Annotated in this window: 18 protein-coding genes, 1 tRNA gene and 1 pseudogene; 12 read left to right on the top strand and 8 right to left on the bottom strand. The window is 72.6% G+C overall.

Annotated elements, in window-relative coordinates:
• Positions 1-40: 40 nt before the first annotated feature.
• The 3 genes from AB0M16_RS06720 to AB0M16_RS06730 form a co-directional block, all read right to left on the bottom strand.
• Positions 41-2137, bottom strand: coding sequence for a serine/threonine-protein kinase (locus AB0M16_RS06720; RefSeq protein WP_365340213.1), 2097 nt, complete (start codon positions 2135-2137; stop codon positions 41-43).
• Between the two features lie 191 nt (positions 2138-2328).
• The gene (locus AB0M16_RS06725; protein WP_365339523.1) at positions 2329-4545 is read right to left on the bottom strand and encodes a PQQ-binding-like beta-propeller repeat protein; all 2217 of its coding nucleotides are present in this window, start codon (positions 4543-4545) and stop codon (positions 2329-2331) included.
• A gap of 30 nt (positions 4546-4575) precedes the next feature.
• Positions 4576-5502 carry a serine/threonine protein kinase gene (locus AB0M16_RS06730; protein WP_365339525.1) on the bottom strand — a complete coding sequence of 309 codons (927 nt, stop codon included), beginning with the start codon at positions 5500-5502 and terminating at the stop codon, positions 4576-4578.
• Positions 5503-5834: 332 nt separating this feature from the next.
• Between AB0M16_RS06730 and AB0M16_RS06735 the strand changes: the two genes are divergently transcribed.
• The 5 genes and pseudogenes from AB0M16_RS06735 to AB0M16_RS06755 all read left to right on the top strand — a co-directional run bounded on the left by AB0M16_RS06735 (position 5835) and on the right by AB0M16_RS06755 (position 10926).
• Positions 5835-6257, top strand: a complete 423-nt coding sequence (locus tag AB0M16_RS06735) for a hypothetical protein (RefSeq protein WP_365339527.1) — start codon at positions 5835-5837, stop codon at positions 6255-6257.
• Positions 6258-6274: 17 nt separating this feature from the next.
• On the top strand, positions 6275-8608 hold the full coding sequence (locus AB0M16_RS06740; protein ID WP_365339529.1) for a hypothetical protein: 2334 nt from the start codon (positions 6275-6277) through the stop codon (positions 8606-8608).
• A gap of 460 nt (positions 8609-9068) precedes the next feature.
• Positions 9069-9278, top strand: a complete 210-nt coding sequence (locus AB0M16_RS06745) for a hypothetical protein (protein ID WP_365339531.1) — start codon at positions 9069-9071, stop codon at positions 9276-9278.
• 33 nt (positions 9279-9311) lie between these two features.
• Positions 9312-9619 (top strand): annotated as a pseudogene (locus tag AB0M16_RS06750) (site-specific integrase); the annotation flags it as partial.
• Positions 9620-9711: 92 nt separating this feature from the next.
• Positions 9712-10926, top strand: coding sequence for an MFS transporter (locus AB0M16_RS06755; RefSeq protein ID WP_365339533.1), 1215 nt, complete (start codon positions 9712-9714; stop codon positions 10924-10926).
• Positions 10927-11153: 227 nt separating this feature from the next.
• Here AB0M16_RS06755 and AB0M16_RS06760 read toward each other — a convergent pair.
• Positions 11154-11225 (bottom strand) — tRNA-Cys (locus AB0M16_RS06760).
• A gap of 178 nt (positions 11226-11403) precedes the next feature.
• On the opposite strand from AB0M16_RS06760, the gene AB0M16_RS06765 reads away from it, so the two are divergent.
• The 5 genes from AB0M16_RS06765 (at position 11404) to AB0M16_RS06785 (ending at position 16854) form a co-directional block, all read left to right on the top strand.
• Positions 11404-12879: an MFS transporter gene (locus tag AB0M16_RS06765; protein WP_365339535.1), complete on the top strand. Its 1476-nt coding sequence runs from the start codon at positions 11404-11406 to the stop codon at positions 12877-12879.
• A 328-nt stretch (positions 12880-13207) separates the two neighbouring features.
• A complete protein-coding gene (locus tag AB0M16_RS06770; RefSeq protein ID WP_365339537.1) occupies positions 13208-13420 on the top strand; it encodes a hypothetical protein in 213 nt (70 codons plus the stop codon).
• A complete protein-coding gene (locus AB0M16_RS06775; RefSeq protein WP_365339539.1) occupies positions 13417-13800 on the top strand; it encodes a type II toxin-antitoxin system death-on-curing family toxin in 384 nt (127 codons plus the stop codon). Before AB0M16_RS06770 ends, AB0M16_RS06775 begins: the two co-directional genes overlap by 4 nt.
• 105 nt (positions 13801-13905) lie before the next feature.
• Positions 13906-15699 (top strand): DEAD/DEAH box helicase, encoded by a 1794-nt coding sequence (locus AB0M16_RS06780; protein WP_365340215.1) that lies wholly within the window; start codon positions 13906-13908, stop codon positions 15697-15699.
• Between the two features lie 513 nt (positions 15700-16212).
• Complete coding sequence (locus AB0M16_RS06785) at positions 16213-16854, top strand: helix-turn-helix domain-containing protein (protein WP_365339541.1); 642 nt, start codon at positions 16213-16215, stop codon at positions 16852-16854.
• Here AB0M16_RS06785 and AB0M16_RS06790 read toward each other — a convergent pair.
• Positions 16851-18065: a helix-turn-helix domain-containing protein gene (locus AB0M16_RS06790; RefSeq protein WP_365339543.1), complete on the bottom strand. Its 1215-nt coding sequence runs from the start codon at positions 18063-18065 to the stop codon at positions 16851-16853. The genes AB0M16_RS06785 and AB0M16_RS06790 overlap by 4 nt on opposite strands.
• An 85-nt stretch (positions 18066-18150) precedes the next feature.
• On the opposite strand from AB0M16_RS06790, the gene AB0M16_RS06795 reads away from it, so the two are divergent.
• Both AB0M16_RS06795 and AB0M16_RS06800 read left to right on the top strand, forming a co-directional pair.
• Positions 18151-19254, top strand: a complete 1104-nt coding sequence (locus AB0M16_RS06795) for an acetylhydrolase (RefSeq protein WP_365339545.1) — start codon at positions 18151-18153, stop codon at positions 19252-19254.
• Between the two features lie 35 nt (positions 19255-19289).
• Complete coding sequence (locus AB0M16_RS06800) at positions 19290-20093, top strand: S16 family serine protease (RefSeq protein ID WP_365339547.1); 804 nt, start codon at positions 19290-19292, stop codon at positions 20091-20093.
• Here AB0M16_RS06800 and AB0M16_RS06805 read toward each other — a convergent pair.
• The 3 genes from AB0M16_RS06805 to AB0M16_RS06815 form a co-directional block, all read right to left on the bottom strand.
• On the bottom strand, positions 20026-21342 hold the full coding sequence (locus tag AB0M16_RS06805; RefSeq protein ID WP_365339549.1) for an MFS transporter: 1317 nt from the start codon (positions 21340-21342) through the stop codon (positions 20026-20028). The genes AB0M16_RS06800 and AB0M16_RS06805 overlap by 68 nt on opposite strands.
• Before the next feature lie 172 nt (positions 21343-21514).
• Positions 21515-21700, bottom strand: coding sequence for a hypothetical protein (locus AB0M16_RS06810; RefSeq protein ID WP_365339551.1), 186 nt, complete (start codon positions 21698-21700; stop codon positions 21515-21517).
• Between the two features lie 28 nt (positions 21701-21728).
• Entirely contained in the window at positions 21729-22331 is a 603-nt protein-coding gene (locus AB0M16_RS06815; protein WP_365339553.1) for a winged helix-turn-helix domain-containing protein, read from the bottom strand.
• Positions 22332-22410 lie beyond the last annotated feature (79 nt).

The following is a 22410-nucleotide window of genomic DNA, read 5'->3' on the forward strand; positions in this document are numbered from 1 at the left end:
CCGGATTCGTCAGGCCCGGATTCCTCAGGCCCCGGATTCCTCAGGACCCGAACACCGGCATCGCCATCACCCGGCCGCCGCGCGTGGCGAAGACGCGGTTGCCGTCGCTCGCGAGCTGGTAGGTACCGGTGCGCTTCATCGTGGCGGTGAAATAGAGGCGGTGCGTCTTCTTGTCGATGACCCGCAGGTGGCTGTCGTCAGGCGCCGCGAGCCAGACCGTGGTGCCCTCGACGGCCGGGGCGGTGAGGTTGCCGCCGAGCTCGTCGAAGATCTCGTACCAGTCGGTGAGGGACGCGTCGGAGATGGTGCTCGTGCTGTAGCGGTAGGCGTTGTAGCCGTTGACGGCGTAGACGGAGCCTTCCTTGGCGGTGGGGGTGCCCCAGCCCAGGGCGCTCTTCGCCTCCTCGCTCCAGATGACGAAGCCGTTCTCGAGTTTGCAGGCCGTCAGCTGTGCGCCGGACAGGTAGACGAGTGCCCCGCCGATGACGGGGGCGGCTCCGTTGGTGCCCTGGTCCTGAGCCTTCCACGCGGTCTTGCCGGTGCGGGTGTCGACGGCGACGACGTGGCCGTCGCGTCCGTTCACGACGAGCCGGTCGGTGCCGGCGGCGGCGGTGGCGGGACTGCCGGCGGTGCTCGGGGACGCCAGCGGGACGGTCCACGTGGTGGCGAGCGTCCAGGCGTCGACGGCGCGGAGTTCGTTCTTCGTGGTCACCAGATAGACGTGCCGGGCGTCCGCGGCGAGCAGGTGAGCGGCGGACGCGTCCGTCCGCCACACGGGCCGGCCCGTCGAGGCGACGAAGGCGTGGAGGACACCGTCCTTGGCGAGGGCGACGACCAGGCGGTCCGCGACGGAGACGTAACCGGCCCGCGCGTCCATGTCCTCGGCCTTCCAGCGCTGCTTGCCGTCCGCGACCGCCAGGGCGAGCAGGCCGCCCGCCTTGGCGTGGACGACGAGCACGTCGCGGACCGGGAGCGGCGCCCGGCCCTCGGGGGCCGTCACGTCCAGCGGACCCCACAGCGGCTTGGGCGCCTCACCCGCCTTGGTGTCGATGAGGGAGATGGGGGCCGCCGGCGAGGACACCGCGGCGGCGGGGACGTCGGCGTCGTAGTCCGTCGGCTTGTCGCCGCCCCTGGTCAGCCACCAGGCGCCGGTGCCGGCACCGGCCACGAGGACACCCGTACCGGCGACGGCGAGGAAGCGCCGCCGGGACGTCGCCCGGGGCTGCACCGTGCCCGGGGCGGTGGCGGTGTGCGAGGCGGCCAGGTCCTTGACGGCCGCCTCCCGCCGTTCGATGTCCTCGGCGAGCGGGCCCTTGCGCCACGCGCGATCGGCGCCCTTGGGTGCCGTGACGGCCGCGGTGATCTGTGCGGGGGAGGGACGCAGCCCCGGGTCCTTCGCCAGGCACGGGCCGATGAGCTGCTGCAGGGCGGGCGGGACCTGGCTCATGTCGGGGTTCCCGTGCACGACTTCGTACTGCACGGCCGCGATGTTCGGCGCGTCGAAGGCACGCCGGCCGCTCGCCGCGAAGACGAGCACCGCGCCGAGCGAGAAGACGTCCGAGGCCGGACCGACCCGTCGGCCCAGGACCTGCTCGGGGGCCCCGTACCCCGGCGTCACCGGGATCTGGCCGGTGGTCGTCAGCGTCAGTCCGTGCTCGGGGCGAGCGATGCCGAAGTCGATGACCCGTGGACCCGACGAGGTCAGCACGATGTTCTCCGGCTTGAGATCGCGGTGGACCAGGCCCGCCCCGTGGATGTCGTCGAGCGTACGGGAGAGGAAGTGGCCCAGGGCACGGACGGTGGGCTCGTCCATCGGCCCGTACGTGCGAACGGCCTCGTCCAGGGTCGGCCCGGCCAGGAACTCGGCCGCGATCCACGGCCGTCCGCCCTCCGTCCGCGCGCCCAGGACCCTCGCCACGCCCTTGCTCGTGACGGCCTGGGCCATCTCGGCCTCGCGGACGAAGCGCTGCGCGAGCCCCTGGTCGTGGGCGAGTTCGGGACGCAGGACCTTCACGGCGGCCGGGCGGCCGGAGCCGTCGAGGCCGCAGTAGACCTTGCCCATGCCGCCCTCGCCGAGGACGCCGAGGAGACGGTACGGGCCGAGGCGGAGCGGATCTCCGGTGGCGAGGGGCTGCATGGTCACGGCGATGCCTTCTGGGATCGGGCGGGCGGACGGACGGACGGATAGAGACGGACCCACAGGAGGACAGGAGGAGAGGAGGAGAGGAGGACAGGAGGAGAGGAGGGCAGGAGGGCAGGAGGAGAGGAGGGCAGGAGGGCAGGAGGACAGACGGGTGAGTGGACGGCAGGGCCTGTACGCAGCCGGTCCTACGCCAAGGGGAACGCCACCGTCGTCGTCTCCCCGGCGCCGATGATCCGCTTCCCGCGCCGGTCCGCCACGTACCGCGTGGCGTCCGTCGGGAAGACCCATGCCGAGCGGCGGGTCGTGAGGTCCACCGCGCTGAGGCCGCCCCGTACGGGAGCGTAGACGTACTTCTCACCCACCACCGGGACGATCGCGAGCAGTGGTGTCAGCGCGCGGGCCGGCGGGGCCTCCTCCCAGCGGCGGGCGCCCTTGTCGGCGCTGACCGCGATCAGGCCGCGGTCGCCCTCCGTGGCGTACACCAGACCGCCGGCGGCGACGGGCAGACCGTAGAAGTACCGGTCCTGGCCGTACTCCCAGGCGACGGCGCCGTCGCTGAGGCGCACCGCGCGCAGGCGGCTGCCGCCCAGATAGACGTGGGTGGCGTCGGTGGCCAGCTCGCCGGGGTACGGCATCCGCTCCCCGCCGTCCTTCGGCATCGGGACGGCCCGCCGCCACAGCCGGGCGCCGGTGCGGGCGTTGCGGGCCTCGACCACGTACTCGTCGGGGAGGACCTTGCTGGTGACCGTGATCAGCCGGCCGGCCACGACCACCGCGAGCTGGATCCGGTCGGCGTCCTCGTCCGCGACGCGCCAGGCCTCCTTCCCCGTGCGGAGGTCGACGGCCAGCAGGTGCCAGCCCTTCTCCGCTTCGAGCAGGGGGACGTCGCGCCCGCCGTGCCGGGAGGCCGCGTAGAGCATTCCGTCGGAGACGGTGTGCAGTTTCGTGTACAGGGCGCTGCCGTCGAAGCCCTTGATCTCGATGCGGCGGGCCGCCTCCTTGGACTCCCGGGCCGAATATGTCTGGATCTGCAGGAAGCTCGGCCCCTCGACACCGCCGTCGGAGAGGTAGAAGCGCGTGCCGTCCGACGTGACCTGCCAGGGCTTGATCAGGCTGGTGTTCCAGAGCTCGGCACCGGTGCGCGCGTCCCTGACCCGGAACGTGGCGGTCTCCACGAAACCGGCCGCGTCACTGGCCGGGTCGGTGACGAAGAACGGCGTGACGGTCTGGTCCCGGTCGAAGGAGTCCGTCCGCCACAGCGCCTCCGGAGCACCGTCCGACGCGGTGGCCGCCACCGCCGGCGGGGAGGACGCCGCCGAGGGGCCCGATGCACCGGCCCCGGGCGCCCCGTCGTCGGACGACGACCAGGCCCAGGCGCCGCCGGCCACGGCCGCGGAGCCCAGCACCGCGCCGCCGCCCAGCCTGAGCAGGCGACGCCTGGAAACGTCCGGGAGCTCCGCCGGAACCGTCCGCGCGTACGGGTCCCCCTCCGGGGCCGGGAGTCTCGGCGGCTGGGGGTGCCAGACGTCGGTGGCGCGGCGGGCGACGGCGGTGAGCACGGCCGGAGGGAGGTGGTCGGCGAACTCGCCGTGTCCGTCGTGGAGTTCGGAGATCAGGGTGTCCGTGCCCGGGCGGACCGCCGGGTCCTTCGCGAGGCAGGCCGAGAGGACGGGGCGGAGGGACGCCGGAAGGGCGGACAGGGCCTCCGGGTCGGGGTCGGCGTAGCGGACGCGGTAGAGGAGGTCCGCCGCGGCGCCCGTGCCGAAGGGGGGACGGCCGGTCGCCGCGAAGAGCAGGACGCCGGCGAGCGCGAACACGTCGCCCGCCGGGGTGTGTTCCTGGCCGGAGGCCTGCTCCGGGGACATGTACGCGGGTGTTCCGGCCGCCGAGCCCGTGCTGGTGAGCCGCTCGTCGCCGGCGGCGCGGGCGATGCCGAAGTCGATGACCTTGGGGCCGTGGGCGGTGATCAGGACGTTGGAGGGCTTCAGGTCCCGGTGGACCACGTCCGAGGAGTGCAGCTGGCGCAGTGCGCCGGCGAGGGCGGCGCCCAGGGCGCGGACCGTCGGCTCGGGGAGCGGGCCCGCGAGGGCGACCGCCTCGTCGAGCGGGGGGCCGAGCACGTACTCGGTGGCCAGCCACGGCGTCTCGGCCAGCGGGTCCGCGTCGAAGACGGCCGCGCCGTGCCGGTCGCCGATGATGCGGGCGGCGTCCGTCTCCAGCCGGAAGCGGGTACGGAACGCGGGATCGGCGGCCAGCCGGGCGTGCACGGTCTTCAGCGCGACCGTGCGGCCGCCGGGCGAGCGCGCCAGATAGACCGTGCCCATGCCGCCGGAGCCGAGCCGGGCGAGCAGGCGGTACGCGGCGATGGCCGACGGGTCGTCGTGGGTGAGGGGCGAGAGCATCGGTCAGTGGGTTCCGCGTTCCATGGGTGGTCAGGAGCCAGTGGGGGCCGGCAGGTCGGCCGCGAGGAGCGAGGCCGACTGGTGGGCCAGGGCCGCCACCACCCGGGCGGGCAGCCAGCCCGGCGTCAGCAGCGAGCTCGCCGAGCCGAGCACCGTACCGTGCGGCGCCGGCGGGGCGAGCGAGGGCAGCAGTGCGGCGGCGGCCGGGCGGTGCGCCGGGTCGCGGGTCAGGCACGCGGTGATCGTGGCGCGCAGTGCGTCCGGCAGCTCGGAGCGCTCCGGGACGGTGTGCCCGGTCGCCGCGTACGCGAGCACCGCGCCCAGCCCGTACACGTCGCCGGGAGTCCCCGGGGCCACCGGAGTCCCCGGAACGGCCCCGGGAGACCCCGGAACTCCTGCGGCCCCGGGAGACCCCGGAACTCCTGCGGCCCCGGGAGTCCCCGGTCCTCCGTGCGCGGCCTGCTCGGGCGCGAGTGCCTCCCGGTCCACCCGGTCCGTTGCCCGTGCCGCCCCGAAGCACGTCAGTCGCGGCCCGTCGGCCGTCAGCAGCACGGCGGCCGGAGACACCCCGGCGTGCGTGACACCCTGCGCGTGCAGCGCCGCGAGCGTCTCGGCGAGCGCTGCCCCGATCACCCGAACCGTTTCCTCGGGCAACGGCCCGCCATGAACGGCGAGGGCGACGGGGAGCGGGAGCGCGGGGACGTAGGGGTGGGTGAACCAGGCGTCGGCCGGGCCGCCGACGGCGTCGACCGGCAGCGTCCAGGGCGCCGTCACGCGCTGGGCGGCCTCGGCCTCGGCGCGGAACAGCGCCGGATCGCTGCCGGAGAGCGGGGCGCTGAAAAACACCGTACGGCCGTCGTCCGCGGACCTGGCGACGAAGCGGCGGCACGGGACCGTGCGGGCACCGGCCGAGTCCGGCGGGTCGAGGCGCGTGACGAGACGGTACGGCCGTTCCATGTGCGAATCCCCCTGTCGTTCCCCCTGAGCAGGGAGAGCCTACTCAAGGGGTGTCCGGGAGCGGACGGGCACGGTCGCGCCCGGCGGCTCGGGGTGCCCGCACGGATGGTGACCCGGACGAAGGGGAGGGGATCGGAGGCGACTTGACGCAGTCGCCTGCCTCGAAAGGGTGGCTCGGGCGGAGCGAGGCGGCCGGTGGCCGTTCGCGAACGGCGTGTCGCCGCTGGAGCTGTGTTGACGCGGACCCTCGGTGCGGCCGTGCGCGTGAGTAACGTCTGGCGCTCCGGCGGCGAAGACGCCGCCGCGTCCTGCGGATGACCGTTGGGGGAGTCGTGTCCTTCGAAGAGGAGTGGGCCGCGGAGCGGAGCGCGGCCGCGCAGCGGGTGGCCGTGCGGCTGAACCAGCTGTCCCCCGGGCCCGGGAGCGGCGGCGGCGCCGACCTCTGGGTGGACCGGGGGCACCTCGGTGCCGTCGGCCACGCCGCGTTCGAGCTCCACGGCCGGCTGCTGAAGGACGGGAACCACGCGCGTACCGACACCTCGGAGGCGGCCGCCGGCCTGTCCCGGTGCGGCTTCCGCACCGGATCGGCCATGGGGACCGTCCAGGAGACCTGGTCCTCCCAGCTCGGCACGCTCCTCTCCGCCTGCGCGCACATCTCCAACCACCTCGACCACAGCGCGGCGGCGCACGCGAAGGACGACGAGGAGATCAGAACGGCCTTCACCGTGTCCAGGATCAGCGAGTACTTCACGTAGGGGCAGGGGAACAGATCGTGCTGACCTTCGACAACGTTCGACACGCGCCGCTCAGCAGGATGAAGGCCGCGGCCGACAGCTGGTCCGAGATGCGGCGCAAGCTGCACGCGCTCGCCGAGGACGCCCGCAGGACGATGGCCGCCAAGGTCAAGGCCGGCGACTGGCGCGGTGTGAACGCCGAGGTCACGAAGCCCTTCATCGACAAGACCGCCAAGGAGTTCGAGGACGCGGCGAAGGCGGCCGAGGGCATCCACAAGGTCCTGCAGGACGGCTACCGGACCTTCAGGAAGGCGCAGGACGACCTGACGAGGATCGTCGAGACGGAGGCGCCCCATCAGGGTCTGGTGGTGAGGAGCAACGGCGTCGTCGAAGCCGCGTACTCGCTGCGGAAGGACGCCGTCTCGCGCCCCGACCCCGAAACCCCCGCGAGCGACCTGAAGGAGCGCCAGGCGATCGCGGCGCTGCAGCGTCGCATCGACGCCGTCATCGAGAACTGCGACGACGCCGACGTGGCCTGCGCGAACGCCCTGCGGGCCAACATCACCGGAGACAAACACAACTTCAGCGCCCCGAAGTACGCCGGCCTGGACGAGGAGGAGGCGCGGCGCGCACTCGACCTGGCCGGGAAGGGGCGGGACATCTCCCACGAGGAGCTCGTACGGCTCAACGAACTCCTCGCCGACAACAAGGGCTCGAAGACCTTCTCCAGGGCGTTCTACGACGGCCTCGGGGCCAGGGGCGCGCTGGAGTTCTTCGGCCAACTGTCCACCGACACGTACGACTACCCCGCGGTCGACGAGCAGCGCCTGGCCGACGTCCAGGCCCTGCAGCGGAACCTCGGCCTCAACCTCGCCACCGCGACACAGGGCGGCGACGCGTGGACCGAGCACTGGTCCACCGAGATGCGCAGGCTCGGCACCGAACGCATCCCGCTCACCAAGTACGACAGCAGCCCGGCGTTCGGCTACCAGCTGCTCGGCGGCATCATGCGATACGGCGACTACGACCCGAAGTTCCTCGTACCGATCGCCGAGCACGTCACACAACTCCACGCCAAGGACCCGTACCTCTTCGCCAACAGCGGGTCAGGCGGCGGCTGGCTGCCGAACCAGTACAACCCGTCAGGCGTCAACGGCTCGGGGTTCGACCCGATGATCCCGATGCTGGAGGCGCTGGGACACAGCCCGGAGGCGGCGAAGGACTTCTTCTCGGGGAAGCCCACGTCGTACGAGATGGACGGAAGCGTGGGAGGGACGCTCGACCTGGGCAAGAACAAGGACGGCGAGGGCGTCGACAACTACCTCGACTTCTTCGCCAACGAGAAGTACGAGTTCTTCGCCGACATCGACGGCCACGACCCCGACGACGCGAAGAAGGCAGCGGACTACATGCCGGACGCCTTGGGGCACGCCTTGGAGGCGGCGACGCTCGGACACGCGTGGGACGACCCGAGGCCCGAGCTGAGGCGGGACGCGACGTCGGCCGAGATCATGGCCGACGTCGTCACGAAGTACGGCAGCGACGCGGAACTGCTCAAGAAGTACCAGTCCTCCATTGCGGACAGCCTGGGAAATATGGGCGCGGGTTACATCGACGATCTCAACTGGGGATTGACCGACAACGAGCCGGATAGCGCCTATGCGGCCAAGGGCAAGGACATGCTGGTACATCCGCAGTTCGGGCGGGAAGCAACAGTCGAATTCTTGAGCACCTTGGGGCAGCATCCGGACGCGTACGCGACGGTGTCCACGGCGGGACGCGTCTACACCGCGAGCATGTTGGAGGCTCAGGTCGGCGCGGACGGCCGGATCGACGAGGCGCCCGCCCGAGAAGCCGCGCGCACCGGCGCGAGCCTTCAAGGGTTGCTGGACGAGTCCCGCGCGGGGCAGGTCGCGGCCGAGGGGATGAAGCTCCACGAGGACTACGAGAAGGCACAGGAGAAGAAGGCTGCCTGGGTGGAGTTCGGCACGACGGCCGCCATCGCTGCCGGTGTCGCCTTCCTGCCGGCCACTGCAGCCGCTGCGGGTGCCGCCGCAGTGCTCGTACCACTCGCGGTCGACACAGGCTCGGGCGCCCTGGAGACGATGGCAGGGCAGGTCATCGGGGATCGGTCCGAGAAGGCCGTCGACGATCACAAGGAGTCCATGGAGGGCAAGATCCACGACGACAGAAGGGCCATCTATCTAGCCGGCAGGGACGGAGCCGAGTCACCCATGAAGCAGTTCGTCAAGGTGCATCGAGCCCACGTGAGCGGCGATTTCAAGCAGGACCTCATTGCGGATGTGGACAGCGGTTATTCGAAGGGCAACTCCTTCGCAGGCCAGACCGGGAACGCCCCGGAGACGGGCTGATCACACGATGGAGGCAGGGGCGATCGTGCGTAGAACGATCAGGTCCGTAACCGCGGGGTTGACGTCTTGCCTGATCCTTACCGCGTGCAGCGGTGGAGAGAAGCCGGGGCCTCCGCGTGTCATTGCTGCCCTGCAGTGCGACGGCACGCTTTCCCCCGTGGCGGCCCGTGCCTTGGAGGCGGTGCTGAGGACCAAGAGGTTTGACGATGACCCGACCGGAGGACTGAGTCGGGTCGTGGGTCAACTCGCAGAGGACTATGACGCCGGGGGGCTACGGTCGCGGAGTCGCCGTCTGTGCAGCACTTCGCCGGCTGACAGTACAGACCGGGTCGATATCTTCTTCGGTCGCTACGACGACAGAGACCTCATCGGAGACGCCCACCCCATCGGACTTCATCCGTACGGAATGGGACGAGAAGCATGGTCGGGACCCGGGAAGGCCTATATCTTCACCACTTGTGTGAGCCCTCGGTTCAACGGTTCCCAGGAACGGCCCGCTCGCATTCGGGGCAGCCTCCGCTTCAATGCCTCCAAGCTCCCCGACACCCCCGCCATCCGCGAAGCCAACCTCACGGTTCTCCACTCCGTCACCCTCGCCCTCGTCAAGGAGCTCGGCTGCGCCAACAACGCCGGGCTCTCCGACAAGCCCGTCTTCCAGCCGAAGCGGTAGGGCGGCGCACTGAAACCGAAGGGGGCGGCTCTCTCAGGGGAGTACGAGGTGGAGCCCAACAGTGTTCAAGAGGTCCAGCGGCTGCTCAAGGCTGCTGCTCGGCACCGCAACTCCGCCCGCTGGGCCGTCGCGCTCGCCCTCGGACTGCGTCAAGGGGAAGTGCTCGGCCTGATGTGGGAGGACGTGGATCTCGACGGTGGCTTCCTCCTGACCGGGCCGAGTGGAAGGCTCTGCTCGTGGAGGCGAAGGTCCGGGACGGGCGTTTGCACGACGCGCGCCACACGGCCGCCACGGTCCTCCTCGTCCTCGGTGTCCCCGAGAGGGCCGTCGTGGGCCTCATCGCACGCGATCTTCGTACGACTGCGGCGGGTTCTGCGGCGCTGTTAGCCTGCGGTCCATGATCAGGGGCGGTTTAGCAGGTCGAATAGGCCGGATGGCGGGGGACAGCGGGCCGGAGCGCGTGCTGGTCGCCGCCAGTTTCGTCAACCGGGTCGGCAATGGTCTGTTCAACGCGGCGTCGGCGCTTTATTTCACCTTGGTCGTGGGCCTGCCCGCGGCGCAGGTCGGCGCGGCGCTCACCATCGCCGGAGTGATCGGCTTGTGCGCGGGGATACCTGGGGGTCATCTCGCCGACCGGCGCGGCGCACGCGTGATCATGATGCTGGCCCTCGCGGTCCAGGCGGTGTCGATGGCGGCCCTCGTCCTCGTCGAGAGCTGGGCCGCGCTCACGATCATCGCGACGGTCGACCAGATCGCCGCGGCGGTCGGAGGGGCGGCGTGGGGGGCTCTGGTGGTCCGGGTCGGGGGTGAGCGACCGGCCCTCTTCCGGGCGAAGCTGCGGACCTTCGTCAACCTGGGCGTCATCCTGGGAACGGTGGGTGCCGGGCTGGCGTTGGCCGCGGACACCCGCGGCGCCTATGTCACGCTGATTCTCGGCAACGCGGCGAGCTTCGCCCTGTGCGGGGTGCTTCTGCTTCTGCTGCCCCGCTATCCGGTGCTGGCAGCGCCGCCGCAGCAGCGTCGCTGGCTTGTCTTCGCGGACCGTCCGTTCCTGACGTTCACCGCCCTCTACGGGGCCATGGGACTGCAGTACCCGGTGGTCTCCCTGCTCCTGCCGATCTGGATTTCCGAGCACACCGAAGCGCCGCGTTGGACGGTGGCCGCACTGTTCGCAGTCAATTCCGCCTTCTGCGTACTGATGCAGACCAGGATCGGCTCCCGTATCGAGACCCCGTACGACGGGGGCAGGGCGTTTCGCACTGCGGGGCTGCTCTTCCTCGTCAGCTGCCCGATGATGGCGTTGGCGGCGTACGCCCCTGTCTGGGCGGCAGCAGGACTGGTCCTGGTGGCGATCTTCGTCCATAGCCTTGGAGAGGTCTGGGAATCCTCGGCGGCCTTCGCCCTGGGTTTCGGTCTTGCCCCCGACCATGCCCAGGGCCAGTACCAAGGTGTCTTCGGCCTCGGCTTCAATGCGGGTCAGGCTCTTGCCCCTGCGATCCTCACGACAGTGGTGCTGGGCCTCGGCACGGCGGGCTGGATGCTGCTGGCGTTGTTCTTCGCCATGCTGGGTGCCGCCGGCCCATCTCTGGCCCGCTGGGGTATGCGGACCCGGACGCAGCCGGGCGTTGCTGCGGAAGCGACGAGATGACCAGGGAGTGGGCGTCAGGAGCCTTCCGCGTGGCATGAATGCGCGGTCCCCGACACCGGGCTGTACGGATGGCGGGGCAAGGCGTTCAACAACACAAGATCATTCCGTGGCGGGTTTCTGGCGTATCCGGGTCATGCCCCAATGAGACGGAAACTGAGACGGGCGAAGGAAAGGGCGGCACCCTGTGAGAGGTGCCGCCCTTTCCTTTCGCCTGGTCAAGGCGCTAGAGACCGTGGCGGGAATTGAACCCACGTAACTCGCTTTGCAGGCGAGCCCCTCAACCACTCGGGCACACGGTCTTGGTGGTGACGAGAAAGACGTTAGGCGGGGGCCTGGCGAGGGCTCAAGGGTTTCGGCGGGGGCGCAACATGACTGCCATGCCGCGTTCACAGGGCGCCGGGCGTAGGACCATCGGGGCAGTGCGGATACGACTCCCGACAGGGGCCAAAACTGGATACGGCCCTTACTCTGAGGCGTATGAGCGCCCTCGAACCGCGCGACGCCGACGTCGCGCCGAATCCCGCCGCCGCACCGCCCGTCCCGGTCGGCGGCGGATCCGTGCTCGATCGGGCCCACCGGGCGCTCAGTATCGGCATCGTCTCCGTGGTCCTCGTCGTCGCCTTCGAGGCGACCGCCGTCGGCACCGCCATGCCGGTCGCCGCACGCGAGCTGAACGGTGTCTCCGTCTACGCCTTCGCCTTCTCCGCGTACTTCACCACCAGCCTCTTCGGCATGGTCCTCTCCGGGCAGTGGTCCGACCGCGGCGGCCCGCTCGGGCCGCTCGCCGGCGGCATGAGCTGTTTCGCCGCCGGACTGGTGCTCTCCGGTACGGCCGCCGACATGTGGCTGTTCATCCTCGGGCGGGCCGTTCAGGGGCTGGGCGGCGGGCTCGTGATCGTGTCGCTGTACGTGGTGATCAGCCGCGCCTACGAGGAACACCTCCGGCCCGCGATGATGGCGGCCTTCGCCGCCGGCTGGATCGTGCCCTCCGTCGTCGGGCCGCTGGCCTCCGGGACGATCACCGAGCACCTCGGATGGCGGTGGGTCTTCCTCGGCATCCCCGTCCTCGTCGTGTTCCCGCTGGCGCTCGCCCTCCCCGCGATACGGCGCACCGCCTCCGGGCCCGCCGCTCCCGACGCCCCCGTGGCGCCGTGGGACCGGCGGCGGATCCGGCTCGCCCTCGGCATATCCCTGGGCGCCGGCCTGCTCCAGTACGCCGGACAGGAGCTGCGTTGGATCTCCGTGCTGCCCGCCCTCGCCGGCGCCGCGCTGCTCGTTCCCGCCGTACGGGGGCTGCTGCCACGCGGTACCTACCGGGCGGCGCGCGGCCTGCCGTCCGTCGTGCTGCTGCGCGGGATCGCCGCCGGATCCTTCATCGCGGCCGAGTCGTTCGTGCCGCTCATGCTGGTCACCCAGCGCGGCCTCAGCCCCACCCTCGCCGGGCTCTCCCTCGCCGTCGGCGGCGCCACCTGGGCGCTCGGCTCCTGGGTCCAGTCCCGGCCGCGCACCGAGCCGTACCGGGAGCGGCTCGTCGTCGGCGGAATGGTGCTCGTCGCCGCCGCAGTCGCGACCGCCCCGAGCGTCCTGATCACCGCCGTGCCCGTGTGGATCGTGGCCGTGGCCTGGGCCTTCGGGTGCTTCGGCATGGGCATGGTCATCGCCTCGACCAGCGTCCTGCTGCTCAAGCTCTCCGCGCCCGAGGAGGCCGGCGCGAACTCCGCCGCCCTCCAGATCTCGGACGGCCTGTCCAACGTCCTGCTCCTCGCCGCCGGCGGGGCCGCCTTCGCCGCCCTCGGCGGGGGAGCGGTCGGGCACGCGGTCTCCGCCGGCGCCTCGACCGGGTCCCACCCGGCCGCCTTCGCCGCCGTCTTCCTGCCCATGGCGGGCGTCGCCGCGGTGGGCGCGTGGGTGGCCACGCGGCTGGGCGTACGGGGGCAGGAGCACGTGGCGTAGCGGCGCCCCTGACCACCACCAGGGCGTTCCGGCGGCCCCGGTGACCCGCTACGTGGAGTAGCGACGTCGCTCCCGGGCGAGTGGCGCAGCAGCGTCCTCCCCTCTGCGCCGCGTCGCGGCGTCCGCCCCCTGCGCCGCGCAGCAGCGTCCGCCCGCCCCCACGCCCCCCCTGAGGCGCGCCGCGTCGCAGCATCCATCCCGCCCCGCCCCCGCCCCCTGGCGTCCCACGTAGCGCCGTCCGCCCCGCCCCGTACCCCCGCTGGAACGCCCCGCCCGCCGTGCCGGAACCCGTTGGCCTCCCTCCGGCCCACCCCACTACCGTCCCCTCATGTCCCCCAACACCTCCACCTCCACCTCCGCCTTCACCCTCCCCGCCGGCGGCGCCGTCGCCGATCTCGCCGACGCGCGGGGCGTTTCCGTCGACGAGCTCGTCGGCGAGGCCGTGCGGCGCTACGTGGAGGTCGAGGCCTCCCGCGTACGGGACGAGGCGCTGCGGCTCGCCGGGCGTCACCAGGTGCTGCTGAGGAGGCTCGGGGAATGAGCGGGGGCCGGTTCCTGACCGTCGCCGAGGTCACGGAGATCGCGAGGATCGCGTTCACCGGGGACGGCGAGCCCGAGCTGCGCGCGCCCGGCCTGCTCGAGTCGGCCGTGCACCGGCCGCGGGCGCGCATGTTCGGCGAGAGCGCGTATCTCGACGTCCACGAGCAGGCCGCCGTGCTGCTGCACGCGATCGCCTCGAACCATCCCTTCGTCGACGGCAACAAGCGGGCGGCCTGGCTGTCGGCCGCCGTCTTCCTCGGCGTCAACGGGGTCGATCTCGCCGACGTCGACCTCGATCGCGCGTACGACCTGGTCGTGGCGGTCGCCGCCGGTGAGCTCGCGGACATAACGGACATCGCCGGGCGGCTCCGGGAGCTGTGAGGACCGTCTCAAGGAGGGGCGGCGCGGGCTCGTTCCTACGGGGTCGGGCCGGCCGCACCGGTAAGGTGGCCCGGTTGTCATATCTGGACGAGCGTCGAACCGGAGATCGTGACTACTACCGCCACCTCCTCTCATCACCTCTCTCCCGCCTTCCCCGGCCGTGCCCCCTGGGGCACCGCCAACAAGCTGCGAGCCTGGCAGCAGGGCGCGATGGAGAAGTACATCCAGGAGCAGCCTCGTGACTTCCTCGCGGTCGCCACGCCCGGCGCCGGCAAGACCACCTTCGCGCTGACCCTCGCGTCCTGGCTGCTGCACCACCACGTGGTGCAGCAGGTCACGGTCGTCGCCCCCACCGAGCACCTCAAGAAGCAGTGGGCGGCGGCAGCGGCGCGGATAGGGATCAAGCTGGACCCCGACTACAGCGCCGGGCCGCTCAGCAAGGAGTACGACGGGATCGCCATCACGTACGCCGGCGTCGGCGTGCGGCCCATGCTCCACCGCAACCGCAGCGAACAGCGCAAGACCCTCGTCATCCTCGACGAGATCCACCACGCCGGAGACTCCAAGTCCTGGGGCGAGGCCTGCCTGGAGGCCTTCGAGCCCGCGACCCGCCGGCTCGCCCTGACCGGTACGCCCTTCCGGTCCGACACCAACCCCATTCCCTTCGTCACGTACGAGGAGGGGAACGACGGCATCCGGCGGTCCTCCGCCGACTACACCTACGGCTACGGGAACGCGCTCGGCGACGGCGTCGTCCGGCCGGTCATCTTCCTCTCCTACAGCGGCAACATGCGCTGGCGCACCAAGGCCGGGGACGAGATCGCCGCCCGGCTCGGCGAGCCGATGACCAAGGACGCGGTCTCCCAGGCCTGGCGCACCGCCCTCGACCCGCGCGGCGACTGGATGCCGAACGTGCTGCGGGCCGCCGACCAGCGCCTGACCGAGGTCCGCAAGTCCATTCCGGACGCCGGCGGCCTGGTCATCGCCTCCGACCAGGACTCGGCCCGCGCGTACGCCAAGCTGATCCGCGAGATCACCGGCACCAAGGCCACCGTCGTCCTCTCCGACGACGCCGGCGCCTCGGGCCGTATCGACGAGTTCAGCGACAACACCGCCCGCTGGATGGTCGCGGTCCGCATGGTGTCCGAGGGCGTCGACGTGCCGCGTCTCGCCGTCGGCGTGTACGCGACGACGATCTCGACACCGCTGTTCTTCGCCCAGGCCGTCGGCCGTTTCGTGCGATCCCGCAGGCGCGGCGAGACCGCCTCCGTGTTCCTTCCCACCATCCCCAGCCTCCTCGGCTTCGCCAGCGAGATGGAGGTCGAGCGCGACCACGTCCTCGACCGGCCGAAGAAGGAGGGCGAGGAGGACCCGTACGCCGAGTCCGAGAAGGAGATGGCGGAGGCGGAGAAGCAGCAGGACGAGGACACCGGCGAGCAGGACATGCTGCCCTTCGAGGCACTGGAGTCCGACGCCGTCTTCGACCGGGTGCTCTACAACGCCGCCGAGTTCGGCATGCAGGCCCACCCCGGCAGCGAGGAGGAGCAGGACTACCTCGGCATCCCCGGGCTCCTCGAACCCGACCAGGTGCAGCTCCTCCTGCAGAAGCGGCAGGCCCGGCAGATCGCGCACAGCCGAAAGAAGCCGGACACCGAGGCCGACCTGCTGGAACTTCCCGCGGAACGGCGCCCCGTCGTTTCCCACAAGGAGCTCCTTGAGCTGAGGAAACAGCTCAACACGATGGTCGGTGCGTACGTTCACCAGAGCGGCAAGCCGCACGGCGTGATCCACACCGAGCTGCGCCGCGTCTGCGGCGGGCCGCCGAGTGCCGAGGCGACCGCCGGGCAGATCCGCGAGCGGATCAAGAAGGTCCAGGAGTGGGCCACCCGCATGCGGTGATCCGCGGGCGATGGTCCGCGTGCGGTGATCCGCGGGCGATGGTCCGCATGCGGTGATCCGCGGGTGGTGAGCCGGGCGGTGGCCGCCGGCGCCCGGTGGCGGCGCGCGGCCGCCCACTATCGAGGCCCGTACGCCGACGGCGTACGGGCCTCGGTCGTCCCGCGGGGACGGGGCGCAGCGGCGGGGACCGCCCCCACGGTCGGGCCTCGCGCGGCTCCACGCCACGGGTCCCGACCGGCCCGTCTTGTCATCCAAAGTCCCGTGTTCGGCCGACTTAGGGTCCCGAACCGCCCGTATCCGGTCGCACGCGCCCGGATTCTGGACGAGGTCTTCCGCTGAGCGGAGACGGTCGCTACTGTCCCGCCTCAAGCAAACGCCCCGTGGCAGCGCCGCCGCGGAGCGCAGCCGGTGTACCCCGTCCTGCCGGCGGCCTCTGACGTGCGTCGCCGATGGGACCGGTGCCGCAGCCCTCGTACGAGTCCGCTGTCACATCACTCCGAAGGAGAGGGCGTCGTGACCGCGGAGACCTCCCAGACGCTCGACCGGGGACTTCGAGTCCTCAAACTGCTCGCCGACACCGACCACGGCCTGACCGTCACCGAGTTGTCCAACCGACTCGGTGTGAACCGGACCGTCGTCTACCGACTGCTCGCCACGCTCGAACAGCACGCCCTCGTACGCCGTGACCTCGGCGGCCGCGCCAGGGTCGGGCTCGGCGTGCTGCGCCTCGGCCGCCAGGTCCATCCCCTGGTGCGGGAGGCGGCGCTGCCCGCGCTGCGCTCGCTCGCCGAGGACATAGGGGCGACCGCGCACCTGACACTCGTCGACGGCGCGGAGGCCCTTGCCGTCGCCGTCGTCGAACCGACGTGGACCGACTACCACGTGGCCTACCGGGCCGGCTTCCGCCACCCGCTGGACCGCGGGGCGGCCGGCCGCGCCATCCTCGCCGCCCGGCTGGGCGAGCTCACCGAGCCGGGCTTCACGCTCACCCACGGGGAGCTGGAGGCCGGCGCCAGCGGCGCCGCCGCGCCGCTGGTCGGCGTGACCGGCATAGAGGGCAGCGTCGGTGTCGTCATGCTCGCGGACGCCGTTCCGGAGCGCGTCGGCCCCCGTGTCGTCGACGCGGCCCGGGAGGTCGCCGACGCCCTGCGCTAGAGCGCGCGGCCACCGGGCCGCCGTCCGCCGCCGTGCGGGTCGCTGTCGCGTCCGCCGCGGTGCGGGTCGTTGTCGTGTCCGCCGCGGTGCGGGTCGTTGTCGTGTCCGCCGCGGTGCGGGTCGCTGTCGCGTCCGCCGCGGTGCGGGTCGCTGTCGCGTCCGCCGCCGTGCGGGTCGCTGTCGCGTCCGCCGCGGTGCGGGTCGCTGTCGCGTCCGCCGCCGTGCCGGTCGCTCTCCGGTCCGCCGGGTCGTCCTTCCGCCGGCAGGACGAGCAGCGTCCCCAGGGCCGTCCGCTGATGGCTCACCGACCTGCCGGTGCGGCGGGTCGTCACCAGCCCCGCCGCTCGCAGCGCCGCCGCGTGCGCCGACGCCGTCGCGTTGCTGACGCGGAGCGCGCGGGCCAGCGAGGTCGTGGTCCGGGGTTCGGCGAGCAGCCGGAGCAGTTCGGCACGGGTGCGGCCGAGGGCCGCCGCGAGCGGTTCGTCCGGCCCGCCGGGGCCGTCCGGTACGGGCGGGAGGCCGGGGCCCACCGGGCAGGTGAGGACCACCGGCCGGCCCGGGAGGTCCTGCAGGAGCGGGCCCGCGGGGTGGTGGAAGGTCGGGAGCAGGACCAGGCCCCGGCCGGCGAGGCGGACGTCACGGACCGCGGCGCCCGGCCACTCCCACACACCGTCGTGGCAGCGGCTGCCCGGGGCCAGGGCCGTGAGCGCGGCGGCCACGCCGTGTTCCGCGGCCGTCAGCGCGTACCGGGCGAACGCGTCGCGGTGCAGGTCCTGCACCACCGGCCAGACGGGCGCGAGGACCGCCTCGAACGCCGCCCGCTGGGCCCGGTGCACGGTGCGCCAGGCGGGCTCCTCGCCCGCGTGCAGGCCCCGGATCCAGCGGGGCGCGGGCCCCGGCCCGTACACCCGCTCCAGCTCGGCCCGGACGAGGCCCGGGTCCGTGGCGCGGATGCGGTCGAAGCCGTCGGCGAGGGTGTCGCCGAGAACGTCCAGGAAGACCGGCGGCCGGCCCGCCGGGACCAGGTCGGCGAGCGGTTCGGCGGCGGCCGGCAGGGCCCGCAGCACCCGGCCGCGCCAGGGTCCGAACAGCGGGGCGGTACCGGGCGCGACGGCCGTCGTCAGGGCCGCGTGCAGTTCCTGCAGCGGCACCGGGCGGGGCGCGAAGCGGACCCGGGCGAGATCGTCCGCCGTGTAGTGGATTCGCAGCACCCGCACAACTCCTCGCCGTCCGCCAGCCTTTCGGGCAGGGCCTGAACCTTCGCGCGGGCCCGGCCCCGCCCCAAGGATGCCCGGTATGACGACCGACATCGCCTCCGCCCTCAGCCGCCGGACCCTCGCCAAGGGAGCCCTGCTCGGCGCCGCCGCCGCGCTGCTCCCCCCGACCGCGGGGCCCGCCGCGGCCGGCCCGGCCGCCCGGCCGCCGCTGCGGCTGCCCGCGCCGACCGGGCCGCACCCGGTGGGCCTGCACACGGTCCACCTGACCGACCCGACCCGTACCGACCCGTGGGTGGGCGGGGTACGGGAGGTCATGCTCACCGTCCTCTACCCGGCCCGCACCGTCCGCGGCTGCCCGCGCGCCCCGCAGCTCACCCCGGCCGCCGCCCGGGTCTTCGCCGACTACGCCCCGTACGTCCACCCGGGGCTCCCCGAGGCCGGGGCGGTGGACTGGGGCGCCGTGCTCACCCACGGGCACGTCGACGCGCCGCCGCTGCCGGGCCGGCGGCCGGTGCTGCTGTACAGCCCCGGCGGCGGGGACTCGCGGACCCTCGGCACGAGCCTCGCCGAGGACCTGGCGAGTCACGGCCGGGTGGTCGTCCTGGTCGACCATCCCGGCGACGCGAGCCAGGTGGAGCTCCCCGGCGGGGTACGGGCCACCGTCCTGCTCGGCCCGCCGGACCCGGCGACCTTCCGGACGATGGTCGGCACCCGGGTCGCGGACCTGAGGTTCGTCCTCGACCGGCTGGGCGGCCTCCCTCTCGCCCCCGTCATGGACCGGGGCCGGATCGGCGCCTACGGGCACTCGGCGGGCGGCACCGCGACCGTGTACGCGGCCCACGCCGACGCCCGGATCTGCGCCGTGGCGAACCTGGAGGGCCATCTGGACCTGGCTCCCCTGGACGGCTTCGACCGGCCCCTGCTGCTCTTCCGCACCGACGGCTTCGACGGCGCCGCCCGCCTCGAACGCTCCTGGTCCGGCCTGCCCGGCCACCGCGCCCTGCTCCCGGCAGCCGGCCACTGGGCTTTCACGGACTACGCGGCGTTCGTCCCGCAGCTCCAGGACGCCGGGCTCGTGACGGCCGGTACGCGGGCCGCGCTGGTCGGCACGGGCGCCCCCGCCCGGACGGTGGCGAGGGTGCGCCGACGGCTCGGGACCTTCTTCGACGCCCATCCGGCCTAGGAGGCGTCCCGGCGGCCGCCCAGTAGATTGGGGGCGTGCTCTCCCGTCTCGCTGGTCTCCCGCGCAACCGTGCCCTCGCGCTCTGCGCCCTGCCCGTCGTCGCGCTGCTCGCCGTCGCCGGGCTCGCGCCGCTGCCGTTCTCGATCGCACAGCCCGGCACGACCGCCGACGTGCTCGGCAAGGACCAGGGGCGCGAGGTGATCACCATCTCCGGCGTCCCGGTCCGCCCGACCGACGGGCAGCTGCGGATGACGACGATCCTGGCGACCGGTCCGTCGGAGTCGATCGATGTCGGCGAGGTGGCCGACGCCTGGTTCCGCACGGACCGGGCGGTTCTGCCGAAGTCCTCGGTCTACCCGCCGGGCAAGTCCGACAAGGAGATCGAGCAGCACAACCTCGGTCAGATGAAGGAGTCGCAGGACGCGGCGACCCTGGCCGCCCTCGACTATCTGAAGCTGGACCCGAACAAGGTCAAGGTGCAGCTCCACCTCGCGGACATCGGCGGGCCCAGCGCCGGCCTGCTGTTCTCCCTGGGCATCGTCGACAAGATCGACGGGGACGGCGACGGCGGCGACCTCACCGGCGGCAGGACCGTCGCCGGCACGGGCACGATCGAGCCGGACGGCACGGTCGGGGCCGTCGGCGGGGTCTCCCTGAAGACGCAGGCCGCGGCCCGCGACGGGGCCACCGTCTTCCTGGTGCCGAAGGACGAGTGCTCCCAGGCCGAGGCGGAGCGGCCGAAGGGGCTCCGCCTGGTCCCGGTGACCGGGCTCAGCGACGCGGTGTCGTCCCTGCGGGCCCTGGAGCAGGGGCAGGAGTCGAAGGTCCCGAGCTGCTGACGGCCGGGTCGTCGCCGCCCGCCCGGGCGGCGGCGTCCAGCCCCTTCCACGAAGGGAGGACCAGCGGTGCGAGCGTGGCGAGGAAGAAGATCGCGGCGCAGACCACCAGGGCCGTGGTGAGGCCCGCCCGTTCGACCAGGAAGCCCGCCGCGAGCCCGCCGAGCGGGGTGGTCAGCAGCACGCTCGCGGTGCTGGCGCCGCCGACGCGGGTGCGCAGCTCGTCGGGGACCATCTCGTAGAAGACGGTGGCGAGGATCGGGTTGAGCACACCGGCCCCGAGACCGCCGAGGGCCATCGCCACGAGCAGGGGCAGGGTCGTGTCCGTGAAGGCGGCGACCAGGTACGGCGGGGTGCCGACGAGCAGGAAGCCGATCGCGAACACCGGGCGGCGCGGGAAGCGGTGTCCGAAGGCCCCGTAGAGCAGCGCGCCGGTCAGGGCGCAGCCGCCGAACACGGCGACGAGCAGTCCGAGCGCGGCCGAACCGCCCAGCTCCTCGCGGGCGTGGACGGGCAGGAGCACCGAGTTCCAGCTCTGCCCGAGGCCGTTGGTGATCATCACCATCAGATTGATGCCGAGCAGCAGCCGGGTGCGCAGCAGGAAGGAGTAGCCCTCGCGCAGATCGGCCCGGTAGGCGGCGAGGGACAGCGGCGGCGCCCCGCGCAGCGGTTCGGCGGACGGTATGCCCCGCAGGCCCGCGAGCACGAGCAGCGCGGAGACGCCGAAGGTGGCGGCGTCGACGTACAGCACGGTGTCGGCGCCGATGAGCGCCACCAGGATGCCGGCGACGGCGGCGCCGGTCATCCGGGCGCCGCGCGAGACGGCGTCGTAGAGGCTGGCGGCGCGGGTGAGAGGGGTGTCGGCGCGCCGCGCCAGGTCGGGGATGAGGACGTGCCGGGCGGTCTCGCCGGGCGCGTGGAACAGGCCGGTCAGGGCCATCAGGGCGCACAGCATCCAGAACTTCAGGACGCCGGCCTGGTTGAGCAGGGGGATCGAGGCGAGTGCGAGGGCGCAGACGAGGTCGGAGGCGACGGAGACGCGCCGGCGGCCGATCCGGTCGATGACCGGGCCGCCGACGATGGCGGACACGACGACCGGCACGGCGGCGCAGAAGGCGACGAGGCCGGCCTTGCCGGGGCTTCCCGTGGTCTCCAGGGCGAACCACGGGACGCCGATGAGGGTGAGTGAATTGCCGCTGATGGAGATGGCGTTGGCGGCCAGGACGGTGGCCAGTGGTGTGCGGGAGCGCACGGTGGATCCCCCCGGATTCGGTCGGCTCGGTCGGCTCGGTGGGCTGGATCGGCTGGGTCGGGCTCGGTGGGCTGGATCGGGTCGGCCGGGTCGGCTCGGTGGGCGGGATCGGGTCGGCTGGGTCGGCTCGGTGGGCGGGATCGGGTCGGCCGGGTCGGCTCGGTCGGCCGGGTCAGACGGCGGCGTGCAGTGCGGCGCGGGCGGCGGCGGGCCGCGGGACGGCGAGCCGGAGACCGAACTCGACGAGCTTCCAGCCGAGTTGGACCCGTACGGGAGTGGTGGGGGCGGCGCTGGCCGCCGCGTCCTGGAGTTCGGCGGCGGTCAGGCGGTGCAGCGTCAGATGGACGTCGGGGTGCATGGGCGTGGCCTTTCCGTTCGGTGAGCGGTCAGTTCGAGCCGTGCTGGGGGAAGGCGTGCAGGTGCATCCGGACGCGCTGGGTGTCGGCGGATTCCGGGTCGCCGAGGTCCGTGTACTCGTCGATCAGCTTGTGGATCTTCTCGTTGAGCTCGCGCTGCCGCTCGGCCGTCAGGTGGAGCGTGAAGTCGCTGAGGTCGGAGGCGCCGCTCCACGCGTCGGGGAACTGGTGACGGGTGCCGAGGTAGGTGTTGAGCTCCTGGGTGTGGATGTTGGCGATCTCGTAGAGGAAGACCTCGACGGCGCCCTGGACCTCCGGGTCCGGGTTCGTGAACAGCGCCTCGTCGACGGACGTGCCTCCCTGGGCCGCCTTCCACCACCGCTCCCGCCCCTTGCCCCGCTCGGGGGCGTCCTCGACGAAGCCGTGGGCGGCGAGCTGGCGCAGGTGGTAGCTGGTGGCGCCGCTGGACTCGCCGAGTCGCTCGGCGAGTTGGGAGGCGGTGGCGGGTCCGTGGTGCCGCAGGGCGCGCAGGAGCTGGATGCGCAGCGGGTGGGCGAGCCCGCGCAGCGAGCGCGGGTCGAGCATCCGCGGTGCGGGCCGTCCTTCGGGAGTGGGGGCGGGCTTCTCGGGCATGACTCCACACTAGAGTTGCAAAGAACCCTCTGCAAGGGTTTTTTGCAGAGAGTCCTTTGCAACTCTGGGGACGGTGCCC

It is taken from the genome of Streptomyces sp. NPDC051921, from assembly GCF_040680975.1.
In the GTDB taxonomy this organism is placed as follows: Bacteria; Actinomycetota; Actinomycetes; order Streptomycetales; family Streptomycetaceae; genus Streptomyces.

Excerpts from the sequence above, each read along its gene's own strand:
- AB0M16_RS06730 (WP_365339525.1), bottom strand. The coding sequence starts at position 5,502 with ATGGAACGGCCGTACCGTCTCGTCACGCGCCTCGACCCGCCGGACTCG.
- AB0M16_RS06765 (WP_365339535.1), top strand. The coding sequence starts at position 11,404 with ATGAGCGCCCTCGAACCGCGCGACGCCGACGTCGCGCCGAATCCCGCC.
- AB0M16_RS06725 (WP_365339523.1), bottom strand. The coding sequence starts at position 4,545 with ATGCTCTCGCCCCTCACCCACGACGACCCGTCGGCCATCGCCGCGTAC.
- AB0M16_RS06770 (WP_365339537.1), top strand. The coding sequence starts at position 13,208 with ATGTCCCCCAACACCTCCACCTCCACCTCCGCCTTCACCCTCCCCGCC.
- AB0M16_RS06720 (WP_365340213.1), bottom strand. The coding sequence starts at position 2,137 with ATGCAGCCCCTCGCCACCGGAGATCCGCTCCGCCTCGGCCCGTACCGT.
- AB0M16_RS06815 (WP_365339553.1), bottom strand. The coding sequence starts at position 22,331 with ATGCCCGAGAAGCCCGCCCCCACTCCCGAAGGACGGCCCGCACCGCGG.
- AB0M16_RS06775 (WP_365339539.1), top strand. The coding sequence starts at position 13,417 with ATGAGCGGGGGCCGGTTCCTGACCGTCGCCGAGGTCACGGAGATCGCG.
- AB0M16_RS06810 (WP_365339551.1), bottom strand. The coding sequence starts at position 21,700 with ATGCACCCCGACGTCCATCTGACGCTGCACCGCCTGACCGCCGCCGAA.
- AB0M16_RS06795 (WP_365339545.1), top strand. The coding sequence starts at position 18,151 with ATGACGACCGACATCGCCTCCGCCCTCAGCCGCCGGACCCTCGCCAAG.
- AB0M16_RS06755 (WP_365339533.1), top strand. The coding sequence starts at position 9,712 with ATGGCGGGGGACAGCGGGCCGGAGCGCGTGCTGGTCGCCGCCAGTTTC.